The following is a 13,838-nucleotide window of genomic DNA, read 5'->3' on the forward strand; positions in this document are numbered from 1 at the left end:
CACGGTCAGTGTACCGTCGATGGTCAGATTGCCGTTGACATGGAAAAGCTCGCTCATTGACGGTCCGCCATTCAACGTCACGTCGACATTGCTGCCTGCATTGAGCGTCAAATCTTTTGAGAAAGTCAGGACCTGTCCGCTCTGAGCAAAAAGAGTCCCCTCAACCGTTGTATTGCCGCCAATGCTGCCATGGCCACCCAGTGCCGCACCGGATGCGACATCGACCGTGCCGGTTCCGTCACCGAGCTTGCCGCCATCAAGACGCAGAGTGCCATCCTTCACAAGCGTATTGCCCTGGAAGGCGCTGCTGTCACCCGTTAAGGCCAGCGTACCAGCCCCCTTTTTGGCCAGTTGACCTGGCCCCGTAAAGGCAGACGTAATGGTAAAGGTGTTGGTGGGATCGACAATGTCAAAGCCACCGCCATTATGGCCCCAATCAATGGTGTCATCGGTACTGCTGGATTGCGTCCCGGTCACCCGCAGCGTGCCGCTGTTAAAATGAAGTGCACCTGAACCGAGGTTCTCGGCCTGCTCAATCGAGATGACCCCAGCATTGAAAAATGTATCGCCGTAACTGTTATTGCCCGAAAGTGTGAGCGTACCAGCTCCGTTCTGTGTGACACTGCCCGTGCCGGTGATGGCGCCGGAAAGCGGGGTCGCCCCCGTATTGTCGACCACGAGATTGCCACCATCAAGCGCAATATCGCCCATGATTGAACCATCCGTGGTACCGTCACCCAGCTGCAGAATGCCGCCGGAAACCGTCGTGCCGCCCGTATAGCTATTGGAAGCCGTTGTGATCAGCGTACCATTACCCGCTTTGGTGAAAGCGCCTTTGGCAAGACCGGCATTCCCAATAAAATGTGTAAGCGTAACGGTCTTGGTATCACCAACCGAAACCGTGCCACCGGCAGAGGTCAGTGTCACTGCACGTGCAGAAGTCATATCGGCGGTAACCAGCAGCGTGCCACCATCGAAACGCAATGCACCAGACGCATCGCCAAGATTGCTGTCTGACGAAACCGACAATATACCCGCATTGAGGTTGGTGCCGCCTGTATAGGTATTGTGCGCAGTCAGAACGGTCGTCCCGATACCTGCTTGCAAAACGCCGCCTGTGCCGGAAATAACACCGTCAAAGGAGATGGTGTCCCTCCGGTTGAAGCCCAGCATACCGTTGTGCGTTGCATCTGTACCCGTATTCACATCACCGACGATACTGCCCGATGTGCCGCCGTCGCCAAGTTCCAAGATGCCCGCCGTAATGGTGGTGCCGCCTGTATAAGTATTATTTCCAGTCAGCATCGTCGTGCCGACGCCGCTCTGTTCAACAGAGCCGAAACCGTAAATCAAACCGGGCATTGTCATGCTATTGTTACGGTTAAAGACCAACACACCGTAATGGGTTGCATCTTCCCCGGTATTCACATCTGATACCAGACTACCCGTTGCGCCGCCGTTGCCCAGCTGCAACCTGGTGCCCTGAGCCAGGGTTGTAACCCCTGAATAAGTGTTGTCACCCGAGAAGATTTGTGTGCCTTTTGCAAGTGTCACACCGGCTGTTCCAACGATCGCACCGCGGAAATCATCCCCAACCGTTGCATTGGTAATGGTAAGCGGCTTATCGGCAATGGAAACTTCACCACCGTCCTTGGTGCTGGTAAGGCGCTTGAGACTCAGCTGACTGGCGGTCAGACCAGTCAAGTCGAGTGTTCCATCAACAGAAACACTCTCCAAATTCGAAATATCTATTGCGCCTGTTAATTTCAGCGTGCCCTCATCAATAAACCATGGGGCAGTGTCGTTGGTTATCTGACGGTTAATCGTCCACACCGAGGCGCCCTGCTTGCGATAGCCGGAAAAGCCACTGAAATTAAAAAGGTGATCATCAAGCTGGAAATCAAGTGTGTAATCCGCATCGCCGGCAAAAACCATGACATTGCCAGTGCCCGTGGACCAGACATTGCCCACGATGGTCGATGTGCCGGTCGCGTTTGACTCCCATTGCAGCGTATTGTCATTCCCTGTTATGACGGCTGCATAGCCACGTAGTTTCGAGCCATCTTCCTGCAAACCACCGCCAATATAATTTTTAGTAATAACAGTATTATGATTGCCTGTAATACGCAGCCCAACACCAGCTAACCCTGTCAGATCAGCTGGTACACCTGAATGGTTCAGATCGTATAATTTAGCAGGCCCGCCTGAGACAACGGCACCATTATTCAGAAAATTATTGCTTCCAGATAAGGTGATGCCATCACCAGCTTGACCTGTATCATTGATAGGACCGCCAGTTATAGTAAATTTATTTATGTTGGAACCAGGTATAAAGTTAATTTGGCCACCCTCACCGGCAATCTCCATGCCTGCGCCAGCATTCCCCCGATTTCCTGCCAAATAAACTCGTAAATCATTCGGACCGCCTAAGACCTCAATATCGCCTTCAAGTGTCAATGTTTTCCCGTAAAAGATAAGGCCCGTGCCACCGCCGCCGCCCACACCATTCCCATACCCCCCCGCGTTGCCACCTCTAATTAACAATAACTGATTATCGAGCATGGAAAAAGACAATGTATCACCGTAAAAGAAAAAACCGGCCCCGCCGCCGCCGCCCGCACTATGACTCTGATCTCCATTGCTGTCAGGCCCACCCACAGCACCTAACCCACCGCCAAAAGTCAAAGAACCAGCACCATTTTGAGAGATCGCAACGCTTCCACCGGGCTTGTTATAATAAACCCCGTTGCCGCCCCCCCCCGCCACCGGGGCCGTTATGCTGTCCGCGCGCTAAATGTCCACCACCCGTTCCCGGCCAACCATCGGCGTCGTAACCCGCCTTAAAAGGCCTCGTCAACTCCGGACTATCCGTTGTGAGGCTATGAATTCCCCCTTCTCCGCCAGCCGCATCACCATCAGCAGCACCATTCCCTCCGACACGATTATCGCCAGCAGATCCCGGTTTATTGTCGCCCGCGCCGCCTCCCCATGAAACTCCGCCACTATTAAATGTCGCACCGTTTCCACCCACCAAACCCGTCTTGGGGTCTGAAAAGCCCTGGCCACTCACACCAGGAAGGGTGTCACTGTGACTGTCAATTGTTCCAAGTTGCAAAATTAATACGACGAGAGGAAAATACTTCAGCATAATAACTATATACCTTAATTATTTATCGGAGACCTAAATGTCTGCTACTTTTAGTTTCATTCCATCAGCAACTTATACTGTGCAATTAGGAAGAATTATTCAACATATTATTACAATTACTTTAGACAGCGAAACCTTTCCAGAACATCCAACTTTAACAATTAGTGATATAAAGTACTTCGAAATATACAGTAACGGCTCAGACGACAATCAATTAATCTATATGCTGGACATTATGATCGATCCAGAAAATAACAAGAAAGGCACGGCCACTTTTTATTCCACGGTAGACTTGTATGCCCCTGTTCGCGCAAATGCTGAATACATAGTACACTATGGAATCGATTCAAAAAAGATTTCCTATGAAATAACGGAATCCGTAACTACAACAACTACAAATCCAACACAATATCTTTTTACAGTTACACGAAACGGCCCCTTCACAGATCCAGATAATAATCCAAATAATACAGCAACGTATAAATTAACAGTGACGAACCCAGACAACTCACCTGTTCCATTTTATGACATCTTTTGGAGCGACAAAATAAAAACTGGCGTTTTAGGAGGTTCTAATGTATATACTGACGGAACACCAGATCCCACAGACCCTACTAAGAAAACATATAAACTATTAAGCCCATTAAATCTACCCCTATCTATGAACCCTTTAGGGAAGCCAACATTTCACACAACAACAGATAGAAACGGCGAAACCAATTTATACGTTACCGCTAAAGATCTAGCTATTTATGGAGTGCCGAAATATACAGCATCCTCTCTGGAGGCTAATATACTTGGAACTATTATCATATATGATCCAAACTATCCCCGTGCATTTATCTCAGAGCCTGACTTATTAAATCCTTCATATATTGGACAATACATTAATCTTGATGCAATGCCCGATCCGCTGAACGTGATGTTATATACTTATAATTACGCTTCAAACACTGATGTTATTAGTCTCATATCAAACGGCATGCTTACGGACAGTTGCGCTTATCAAGAACTGGACGGAACCAGTAAACTTCTAAAGTTACCCAAAACAACTCTCTATACAACGCAATCATCCACGCCAGGCCCCTTCAATAAACTCTTTTTTGTAATCGCGGCAAATGATGGAACGGTACGCACATCTATGTACGATACATTCAGGGCAATCGGAAGCAATATGGGCCCCAATCAACCAGATACCAGTATTCCGAGATACTCCCCTGCTGCCGACCTTCCCACTATTTTAGGGATGTATATTATCAAAGATGAAATCAGTGGAGGCGTGCCGGTATATTACCGCTTCACCAACCAGAACTGGGTTCCAAAAGCAGGCGATATCCTTACCGCCACATATTATCTCAACGGATACCGAGCTGGAACCGAAACCAAAAGAATGAACAAAATTGTAAGACCAGGATACACTATTACACAAGATGACATCAAACAAGGCTACTATATAGATGAACTGACGGCCGCAGAACTAAGCGGATATTCAAAATCGGCTAGTGGAAAATATCAGAAATTATACGTTGAATATACAATTAATTTCATGTCTTCAACACCGACACTTGTATATTTTGCAATAAATGATTTCTTTTACTTAAGCACAGTTGCTCCTGGCGACTTTGGTTAAACCAATATCTAAATTCTGATAATTAAATTTCTATAGGTTTAACGTAGGGCATTTCCCATTTTAACGAACCAGTGGAAATGCTCTATCTGCCTTTTTTACGCATTATTCCATACAAAACCTTTGTGCATTTTTACCGAAAATACTTCACATCAAAATGTAATTTCACACAAGCCTTCACCAAAATCGGGCAAGAGCAATAACTCAAAACCCCGCTGTAAGTGAATAGGTATCAAGCAAATTATTTAAAGTTTTCAGTAGAATCAGCTTGTATGAATTTGGTTAAAAATTCATGTATAAACGCCGTTTTTCACAAAGACCATAAATGAGATCGCCTTTCTTATATTCAATATAATAATCTTGTAGTATATCCATGATTAACAATATCCAAATCATGCGTTGTGTTTTAAGAGAGAGGTCAATCGCATTCAAAATTCAATATTACACAGTTCGAATGCGTGCCTATAGCAGCTGGAATTAACTTCTTCCCACTGTTGCTTTAAACCAGAGATCAAGCGTCATTCACTCCACGGTTAGCCGGATTATTGGCACGTATTTCAAGCCGCCAGAGAGGGTTGATATTGATCGGACCAGACCGGTACTCTGATCGTTTGTTTTAACCCGCATCTTCGTCCGAAAACCGTTTCACATTTTTCGGGATGCACTCTGAAGGTTGATCCTTGCAGCTAAGCTCGGCAGCAGGCTCTGCGATCCTGGTTACGTCACGGCCTGAAGATTTTGCATCGTAAAGAGCCTTATCGGCGCTATTCCATATGACATCAAATTCTGCACGTGTATTTACATGCCCGCTGCAAATACCAATACTTATTGTAAACGGTACTGCCCGCCCACGATGTCTAAATGGGTCTTCGGCAAGTTTTTTGCGCAACTCCTTGCATTGCTGCTCACTGGAAATCGATGACTGCCCGGGAGCTAAAATCATGAATTCTTCACCGCCGACCCTCGCCAGCAAATTATCGTTCGAAAATGTATCTTTTATAAGCTCTGCACAATGCTTTAAAGCAGCGTCACCGACGGCATGGCCATAAGTGTCGTTTATCCGCTTGAAGTAATCGATATCGATCATGATAACGGAAACCAGACCGGAATAAGTTTTTCCTGCGCCCGGATTGGCGACCGTCTCAATGCTCCATCTATTAAGAAGCCCAGTCAGGGGGTCACGCAGCGCTATCTCACGCAGATTGTTCATGCTGCGCTCATAAGCGATCAACAGGGAAAAAGCGCCACTCGCGCCAATATGGATTGCGGCAGCAATGAGATTGAGTTGCAAAAAAATATCGGCAGGCAACAATGATTCCATGGATGGTTCAAAGAACCAGCCCTGGAGTGCGCGCAAGAAGGAAGAAATTATGAGAACAGCATAGCTGGCGATCAACCCCCATTTCGATTTCAAAACTTCCCGTTCGGTGGCGATTGACCATATAATTGCGAGGATCTGTATCGATATGAGCAGATTTATGATGCCAAAAACTGTGCTGTTGCCCAGCAGCGGCCAGGATATGAAGGTGAAAATTGCAGCCAAAGGCAGCAGTGTCATCTTCACCAATGAAGTCGAATGATGAAAAAACTCGCGGATGGCAATCCACCGAAAACAAAGACCAACAAACAGCAGTAAATTAGGAAAAAAAACATCAGCGGTACTTCCGCCAATTTCCTTTGAGAAGATGAAAAATGCAACAGCGAAAATAATATTCGACGTCACCATGTATAGCCAGTAATAACGGTCCCTCCTTTCAAGTCCCGCAAATGCGAAGGCAATCGCAAAAACCACAAGCCAAAGTGCATTGATTGTGAAGAGTGTCTGCTGATTTAATTCCATTATTGCAGACATTGTCATGTTCCTGAAGTTCATACATTTAAAGCGGTTGTGACGGCGCAATTCCAGATTATTCAGGCTCGAGCTTTCCGAGTCTACGATACAGCTCTGCCCAATTGCCAATGTTTGCCAAAGCTCTTCCAGAACATCGCCAAGGGTCCAGTTTCTCGTGAGCGGTTGCGATCAGCCGTTCCAGCCCGCTCGACAGCGCGTCGCGCAAGCACACGGCACGGGCCTATAACTGCAACAATATTCCCGACAAACTGTATCATTGGCCTCTGTGGATAGGATGCAAAGGTTTGACCGCGCCGAAAACCGACAATCCACGTTTTAAGAGTGGTTAAAAACATGCGCGTTACCGTGGTAATCTGAGCTCGGGGAACAGGAAGAAACGTATTTTCGAGATTCACTGCTCCTCGAACATTCCAGGTTGCAAAAGATTTCCCTTCAGGCAAATCCGTAACGCTGGAGAGCAAAGATCTAGGTGGAACATTCATGTGCATTAAGTTGAAATCCAATTTTCTAAGCGCATCAAATATTAGCAGATTTTTAAATATAGTGCAGTCTTTTTGATCAATTGCTTCTTGGCTTATCTAATTGTTTCGAAAAGATAAAATTATATTTTGATAACAGATTTTCCTAATATTCTATATAAAAGCGGAATTTCATGTGGCGCAACGAAAGAGTTAAACCGTTATGGCACGGCAACAAATGGAACAGGTACAGGCAAATAACGGCGCTCTTTTGTCACTTGCGCGCTATTGAGTTCTGAATGCACAGCAAAAAATTGCGACAGAACCTTCACAACCCGCGCTATATCCACCGATGGCTGTTTTGTTTGAAGGCAAATTGCGCTAGTTAATCCTTATGGCGCAAAAGAAAGCACATGAAGTCGATCAGTTTATTGGCAAACCGAGCAGCTCGTTTCCGGTTGTGCTGCTCTATGGCCCCGATAAGGGGCTGGTAAGCGAACGTGCGCATCGTTACGCAAAAGCCACCAAATTACCGCTGGACGATCCATTTGCAGTCATTCGCATGGATGCCGATGAGATCGATGCTGATCCGGCAAAGCTTGCCGATGAAGCACGAACCATTTCCATGTTCGGTGGTGAGCGGCTGATCTGGATCAAAAATGCCGCCGGACAAAAGAAGCTGGCGGAAGCCGTGAAACTTCTGGTGAGCGAGCCGCCGCGTGAAACCTATATCCTCGTCGAAGCGGGCGATCTCAAAAAAGGTGCCGGCCTTCGAAGCGCTGTAGAAAACGGTTCTGCCGGCATGGCATTGCCGTGTTATTCAGACGATGCGCGCGGCATAGACGGCGTGATTGATGACGTGCTGGCCGAATGGAAAATGCAGATCACCATGGACGGACGGCAGCTGTTGCGCGCAAGCCTCGGCGGCGATCGTCTGGCCACACGTGGTGAGTTGGAAAAGCTCTGCCTCTATGCGCGCGGCAAGGAACGCATCGATATAGATGATGTGCGGGAAGCTGTCGGCGATGTGGCGGGACTTTCAACCGATGAAGTGGTGGACGCCGTTCTGACAGGCGATCTGCCGCGTTTTGAAGCCACATTTGACCGTGTCGTGAAATCGGGCACAGCACCCTTTCTGGTGCTCAACACGGCAGCGCGTCAGTTTCAACAGATACAGACGCTGCGCCATATCGCGGACACCGAACGCAAAAACGCGTCCGTTGTTGTCGCCTCGGCGCGACCACCGATCTTCTTCAACCGCAAGAAACTGATTGAAAATGCCGTTAGCCGATGGAATGCCGAAAGTCTTTCGCGTGTGATGGAACGTGTGCAGCGAGCCGTTCTCGAAAGCCGTCAGAATGCGGCGCTGTCGGTACCAATCATCCGTCAATGCCTGCTTGCAATTTCCGTTGAAGCCGTGAAACTTTCACGGCGGTAAAGCATTTCCAGCAAAAGTGCAGAGCGGTTTTGCGCAAGGACAATGCTTAAAAAACAAAGCATTTCCAGCAAAAGTGCGAAGCGGTTTTGCGTAAGGATAATGCTTAAAAAACAAAGCATTTCCAGCAAAGGTGCATGAACTTTTGCGTAAAACAAAAAGATAAAACGGCAGATGCGCTCTATCCGAGCTTAAGCTGTGGGCTTTGCTGGTATTTTCTCCACAACGCGATAAGCCAACCACCAAAATACCCGGCCGAAGCACCTGATACAACACCTGTAATCAGCGTGAGATTGGCATGATCTTCTGGATAAAGAACATTCAACACCGCAAGCACATATTGAGCGCAAAAGAAGATCAGGTTGCGGATGAGCGGCAGCGTGGCGCCAGCCCGCTCGATGGTTTTGTTTTGGCGATCAACGGCAATAATTTTCGGACCTGTGAGCAATCCAAATGGAGCCAACAGCACCAGAGCGATAAACCACGCGGTCAAAAATGAACCAAACAGCTCAGAGCTGTCGTCGAAATGCAAAAAGCCCACACCAATAAATATGATCGGCACAAAAAGCATTCTCCAGACGGAAACAATCTGTGTTTCACGCCCCTTGATGCCTTGTATGATCAGATAAACCAGCAATCCCCATACATAGATCGGCGTATGGATGACAATCTGAACAAGCATATCCATAAGCATTGCCCTCCCCTTGGGCGACCGGTAACTTCGAAGCCTAGCAGTCCAAACAGAAAAGCGATCAGCGGTTTAAATGACCACCAATCGCTTTAGATAATGGATGCTGTGAAAAATCGAAACCCCAATTTCTCAGCAAGTGATTCACACCGAGCGCATTTCCTTCTCCGACTTTTGGGGACGCGCTCTAGCTTTGCAGGCGGCGGCAAATCTCATCGAGCTGTTCCAGCGAGCTGTAGCGAATTTTCACATCGCCACCGCGTTCGCGATGATTGATTTCGACCTTCATCCCAGTGACATCAGAAAGCAGCTTTTCGAGCGCTTTGGTATCGGCATCTTTCTCCACAGGGGCACTCTTGCCCGGCTTTGGCTCGCCACCATTGCGCGCCTGCGATAAGGCTTCCACCTGACGCACAGACAGACCTTCCTTGACCACACGTTCCGCAAGAGCAGTCGGATCGTCCATGGTGATCAGGCTGCGCGCATGCCCCGCCGACAAAGCACCGTCTGAGATAAAATCCTGTACCCGCTGCGGCAGTTTCAACAGGCGCAGCGTATTGGCGACATGACTGCGGCTCTTGCCGATAACCTGCGCAAGATCGGCCTGCGTATAGTCATGATTATCGATAAGCTGTTGATATCCCATTGCTTCTTCAACTGCATTGAGGTCTGCACGCTGTACGTTTTCAACGATTGCGATCTCAAGCGCCACGCGATCATCAACATCGCGGATAATAACAGGGATCGTATCGACCCCTGCACGCTGTGATGCACGCCAGCGGCGTTCACCGGCAATCAGCTCAAACCGGTCTGGTTCACCGGGTGCCGGACGAACCACAATCGGCTGAACGACACCATGTTCCTTGATGGACTGCGCCAGATCTTCCAGTTCGACTTCCGAGAACATGCGCCGCGGATTGCGTGGATTGCGTGTTACGAATTCAATCGGAACATTGCGCTCGCTGGAGATTGGCACCTTGCGCTCTTCCGCCGGGCGGTCGATTTCACCAATCAGAGCGGCCAGGCCGCGGCCAAGCCGCTTTTTTGAAGGATCATCGTTCATCGTCAGCAGTCCCCGGAATCGTTACGTAGTCGAATCTATAAAGCATCGCCAGCGCGACACTCACTTAACTTATGCAGCTTTAAGCTGCCGCTCGCGCTGTATAACCTCAGATGCAAGCTGCAAATAAGCCTGGCTGCCCGCGCATTTCAGATCATAAAGAATCGCTGGCTTGCCATGCGATGGTGCTTCCGACACGCGGACATTGCGTGGGATAACAGTGCGATAGACCTTCTCTCCCATAAATGCGCGCACATCGTCAACAACCTGCGATGCAAGATTGTTACGGCTATCAAACATTGTCAGGACAATTCCCTGAATTGTCAGTTCGGAATTGATTGTCGAACGCACCTGATCAACCGTCTGCAACAACTGGCTCAACCCTTCCAGCGCAAAGAACTCACACTGCAACGGCACCATAACAGAATCCGCAGCAGCCATTGCGTTCAACGTCAACAGATTCAGGGACGGAGGACAGTCGACGAGAATATAGGAAAACTTGTCAGCAACTGCGGAATCGAAACGCAATGCATCACGCAAGCGGCGGGTTCGATCCGGTGCCTGCGCAATCTCCATTTCGATACCCAGAAGATCCAGCGTCGATGGCACAATGTAAAGATTGGGCACATCGCTCTGCATCGCTGCATCATTGGCAGATGCAGCCTGGGTCAATACATCATAAGACGACAAGGGGCGGTTAAGGCGATCAATACCGAGCCCCGTACTGGCATTGCCCTGTGGATCGAGATCAACGATCAGCACAGTTTCGCCAATAGCTGCCAGTGCTGTGGCGAGATTGATGGCAGTCGTTGTCTTGCCAACGCCACCCTTCTGATTTGCAATGGTTATGATCCGGGATCTTTTGCTCATTACCGTCGCCCTGCTGCTTTCTGTCTTATCGATGATGAATTAACCGGAGATACGACGCAGATTGCTGATCTCGAGTATCACTGAGGCTTTATCGATAGCACTTTCGTGTTGTATCAGATCAAAGCTCCAGTCGACACGGCTTTCATCAATTTCCCGCTGGTAATCCCGACCTTTTTGAAAAAGAGCTTTAGCCCCTCTGGTAAGCCAAGGTTCCGCGAGCACGAAAAGATCGTTCAGCGAAGCGAGTGCGCGGGCCGTTACAACATCCGGCACCTCGATTTTGTCCCACATCGCTTCGATACGGGCGGAGGAAACGCGTGCGGGAACAGTTAGTTGGCCAGCAGCCGTGCGAAGAAATGCAGCCTTTTTGCCGGCACTTTCGACCAGATCAATCGAAGCACCCGGAACTTCCTTGAGAAAGCAGGCGGTTACAATGCCGGGGAAACCCCCGCCCGATCCCAGATCAAGCCATCGCTTTGCATCGGGAGCGAGCGGAAATATCTGCGCACTGTCAAGAATATGACGGCTCCAGAGATCCGCCAATGTGGATGGAGAGGCCAGATTGATAGCTGAAGACCATTTGCGAAACAGCGCTTCAAAGGCAATCAATCGCTCCGTTGTTTCACGTGAAACACCAGGAACCATCGTTTTCAAGCTAGAATAACGGCTATCCACAGTCATGCTGCGCCCTTCTCGGCGTCCAACTCATCTGCCGCCCGCGCCCGCGCGCCATGCTTCTTGATATGCGTAATCAGCAAAGCAAGAGCCGCCGGTGTAATGCCTTCCACACGCTGCGCCTCGGCAATCGTTTCCGGCATACGCTGTTTAAGCTTGGCTTTCAGCTCATTCGACAGGCCGGAAATCGAATCAAAATCCAGCGATGCCGGAATGAAAAGCCGTTCCTCACGCTCCATCACCGCTATATCACTTTGCTGCCGATCCATATAAACTGCATATTGCGCTTCAATCTCCAAAGCTTCGCGGGTCACAGGTGCAATGCCATCGAGTTCTGGCCAGATAGCCTTCAGCTTCTCCAGATCAATATCAGGATAGGACAAAAGATCATAGGCTGAGCGACGCACACCGTCCTGATTGAGATGCAACGCATAGCGGCTCGCCTGATTGGGCGTGATCATCAGTTGCTTTGTCATGTCGCGCGCAGCGGACAATGCCTCTTCACGCGCCACAAACCTCTCGCGCCGTTCCTGACTGAGAATGCCAAGCCGATCAGCCAGCGGCGTCAGACGCTGATCGGCATTGTCCGCACGCAATGACAGGCGAAACTCGGCGCGCGATGTGAACATGCGATAAGGCTCACTCACTCCGCGCGATGTCAGATCATCCACCATCACGCCGATATAGGCTTCGGTCCGCTGGATGATAACAGGGTCACTGCCCCCTGCCCGTCTTGCGGCATTCAGGCCTGCCAGCAATCCCTGCGCACCGGCTTCTTCATAGCCGGTCGTGCCATTGATCTGACCGGCCAGAAACAGACCAGTCACCCGGCGGGTTTCAAGACTGCGCTTCAACTCGCGCGGATCGATGAAATCATATTCAATAGCATAGCCGGGCTGGAGCATAATCGTCTTCTCAAGACCGGGAATAGTCTTCAGATAAGCAAGCTGCACTTCTTCCGGCAATGATGTGGAAATGCCATTCGGGTAGACCGTGTGATCATCCAGTCCTTCCGGCTCAAGAAAAATCTGGTGCCCATCACGATCACCAAACTTGACGATCTTGTCTTCAACCGATGGACAGTAACGCGGACCAATCCCCTCAATCGAACCGGAATACATCGCGGAACGATGCAGGTTAGCGCGAATGATAGCATGGGTCTCAGGTGTTGTGCGCGTGATGCCGCAATCGATCTGTGGCGTGGTGATCCTGTCCGTCATCAGTGAGAATGGAACCGGATCCTCATCTGCAGACTGCATATCAAGGCTTTGCCAGTCAATGGTGCGACCATCAAGGCGCGGCGGCGTGCCGGTCTTAAGACGCCCAACGGCAAAACCCAGGCCGCGTAATGTATCTGACAGGCCAAGCGCTGGCTTCTCACCCATGCGGCCAGCCGGTATCTTCTTCTCGCCGATATGGATCAAACCGTTGAGGAAAGTTCCTGTGGTCAGGACGACCGCAGCACAGGCAAGCCTGCGCCCATCCCCCAGAACAACGCCGGTAATCACGCCGTCAGTCACGCAAATATCCGATGCACCACCTTCAACGACAGTCAGATTATCCTGCGCCGAAATCAGCTCTTGCATGGCAAGGCGATAAAGCTTGCGGTCCGCCTGGGTACGAGGACCGCGAACAGCCGGACCTTTGCGACGATTAAGCAGACGAAACTGGATGCCTGCCTTGTCGGCAACACGTCCCATCAATCCATCCAGCGCATCGATCTCACGCACAAGATGACCTTTGCCCAGTCCGCCGATAGCGGGATTGCATGACATAACGCCAATCGTATCAAAGCGATGCGTGACAAGTGCTGTACGAGCGCCCGCGCGTGCAGAAGCTGCGGCCGCTTCGCAGCCCGCATGTCCACCACCAATGACAATGACGTCAAAAGCTGTCGCTTCGGCAGAACCTGAAATGTTCATCCTGATGCACCCAAATCAATTCGAGAAAGCAGTCTCTTTGACATGTTTCAACGTTGAACGGAAGGGGGAAGTCGGGCAAAGCGTCATCAACTCTTTGCTAAAA

The 13,838-nt window shown here is 49.6% G+C and carries 9 protein-coding genes; 2 read left to right on the plus strand and 7 right to left on the minus strand.

Going from position 1 to position 13,838, the window contains the following annotated elements; translation table 11 throughout:
* Positions 1-2,400: autotransporter-associated beta strand repeat-containing protein (locus ABE527_RS00005; protein WP_499695749.1), on the minus strand; the 2,400-nt coding region annotated here is incomplete at its 3' end.
* Between the two features lie 785 nt (positions 2,401-3,185).
* Between ABE527_RS00005 and ABE527_RS00010 the strand changes: the two genes are divergently transcribed.
* A complete protein-coding gene (locus tag ABE527_RS00010; RefSeq protein WP_499695750.1) occupies positions 3,186-4,778 on the plus strand; it encodes a hypothetical protein in 1,593 nt (530 codons plus the stop codon).
* A gap of 613 nt (positions 4,779-5,391) precedes the next feature.
* Here ABE527_RS00010 and ABE527_RS00015 read toward each other — a convergent pair.
* Complete coding sequence (locus tag ABE527_RS00015; protein WP_499695751.1) at positions 5,392-6,627, minus strand: GGDEF domain-containing protein; 1,236 nt, start codon at positions 6,625-6,627, stop codon at positions 5,392-5,394.
* 852 nt (positions 6,628-7,479) lie between these two features.
* Here ABE527_RS00015 and holA point away from each other — a divergent pair.
* On the plus strand, positions 7,480-8,523 hold the full coding sequence (holA, locus tag ABE527_RS00020; protein WP_499695078.1) for a DNA polymerase III subunit delta: 1,044 nt from the start codon (positions 7,480-7,482) through the stop codon (positions 8,521-8,523).
* 178 nt (positions 8,524-8,701) lie between these two features.
* On the opposite strand, the gene ABE527_RS00025 is transcribed toward holA, so the two are convergent.
* The 5 genes from ABE527_RS00025 to mnmG all read right to left on the minus strand — a co-directional run bounded on the left by ABE527_RS00025 (position 8,702) and on the right by mnmG (position 13,735).
* The gene (locus ABE527_RS00025; protein WP_499695752.1) at positions 8,702-9,214 is read right to left on the minus strand and encodes a DUF6622 family protein; all 513 of its coding nucleotides are present in this window, start codon (positions 9,212-9,214) and stop codon (positions 8,702-8,704) included.
* Between the two features lie 181 nt (positions 9,215-9,395).
* The gene (locus ABE527_RS00030) at positions 9,396-10,271 is read right to left on the minus strand and encodes a ParB/RepB/Spo0J family partition protein (RefSeq protein WP_265982428.1); all 876 of its coding nucleotides are present in this window, start codon (positions 10,269-10,271) and stop codon (positions 9,396-9,398) included.
* 69 nt (positions 10,272-10,340) lie between these two features.
* Entirely contained in the window at positions 10,341-11,138 is a 798-nt protein-coding gene (locus ABE527_RS00035; RefSeq protein ID WP_265982429.1) for a ParA family protein, read from the minus strand.
* A 39-nt stretch (positions 11,139-11,177) separates the two neighbouring features.
* Positions 11,178-11,819 carry a 16S rRNA (guanine(527)-N(7))-methyltransferase RsmG gene (gene rsmG, locus ABE527_RS00040; RefSeq protein ID WP_499695753.1) on the minus strand — a complete coding sequence of 214 codons (642 nt, stop codon included), beginning with the start codon at positions 11,817-11,819 and terminating at the stop codon, positions 11,178-11,180.
* Positions 11,816-13,735 carry a tRNA uridine-5-carboxymethylaminomethyl(34) synthesis enzyme MnmG gene (gene mnmG, locus ABE527_RS00045; RefSeq protein WP_499695754.1) on the minus strand — a complete coding sequence of 640 codons (1,920 nt, stop codon included), beginning with the start codon at positions 13,733-13,735 and terminating at the stop codon, positions 11,816-11,818. The genes rsmG and mnmG overlap by 4 nt, the downstream gene beginning before the upstream one ends.
* Positions 13,736-13,838 lie beyond the last annotated feature (103 nt).

It is taken from the genome of Brucella sp. TWI432 (assembly GCF_039674445.1).
Taxonomy (GTDB): domain Bacteria; phylum Pseudomonadota; class Alphaproteobacteria; order Rhizobiales; family Rhizobiaceae; genus Brucella; species Brucella chromiisoli.

What these genes read in the sequence shown, in the direction of transcription:
- ABE527_RS00010 (WP_499695750.1), top strand. Translation starts at nt 3,186, where the DNA reads ATGTCTGCTACTTTTAGTTTCATTCCATCAGCAACTTATACTGTGCAA.
- ABE527_RS00015 (WP_499695751.1), bottom strand. Translation starts at nt 6,627, where the DNA reads ATGTCTGCAATAATGGAATTAAATCAGCAGACACTCTTCACAATCAAT.
- holA (WP_499695078.1), top strand. Translation starts at nt 7,480, where the DNA reads ATGGCGCAAAAGAAAGCACATGAAGTCGATCAGTTTATTGGCAAACCG.
- ABE527_RS00025 (WP_499695752.1), bottom strand. Translation starts at nt 9,214, where the DNA reads ATGCTTATGGATATGCTTGTTCAGATTGTCATCCATACGCCGATCTAT.
- ABE527_RS00030 (WP_265982428.1), bottom strand. Translation starts at nt 10,271, where the DNA reads ATGAACGATGATCCTTCAAAAAAGCGGCTTGGCCGCGGCCTGGCCGCT.
- ABE527_RS00035 (WP_265982429.1), bottom strand. Translation starts at nt 11,138, where the DNA reads ATGAGCAAAAGATCCCGGATCATAACCATTGCAAATCAGAAGGGTGGC.
- rsmG (WP_499695753.1), bottom strand. Translation starts at nt 11,819, where the DNA reads ATGACTGTGGATAGCCGTTATTCTAGCTTGAAAACGATGGTTCCTGGT.
- mnmG (WP_499695754.1), bottom strand. Translation starts at nt 13,735, where the DNA reads ATGAACATTTCAGGTTCTGCCGAAGCGACAGCTTTTGACGTCATTGTC.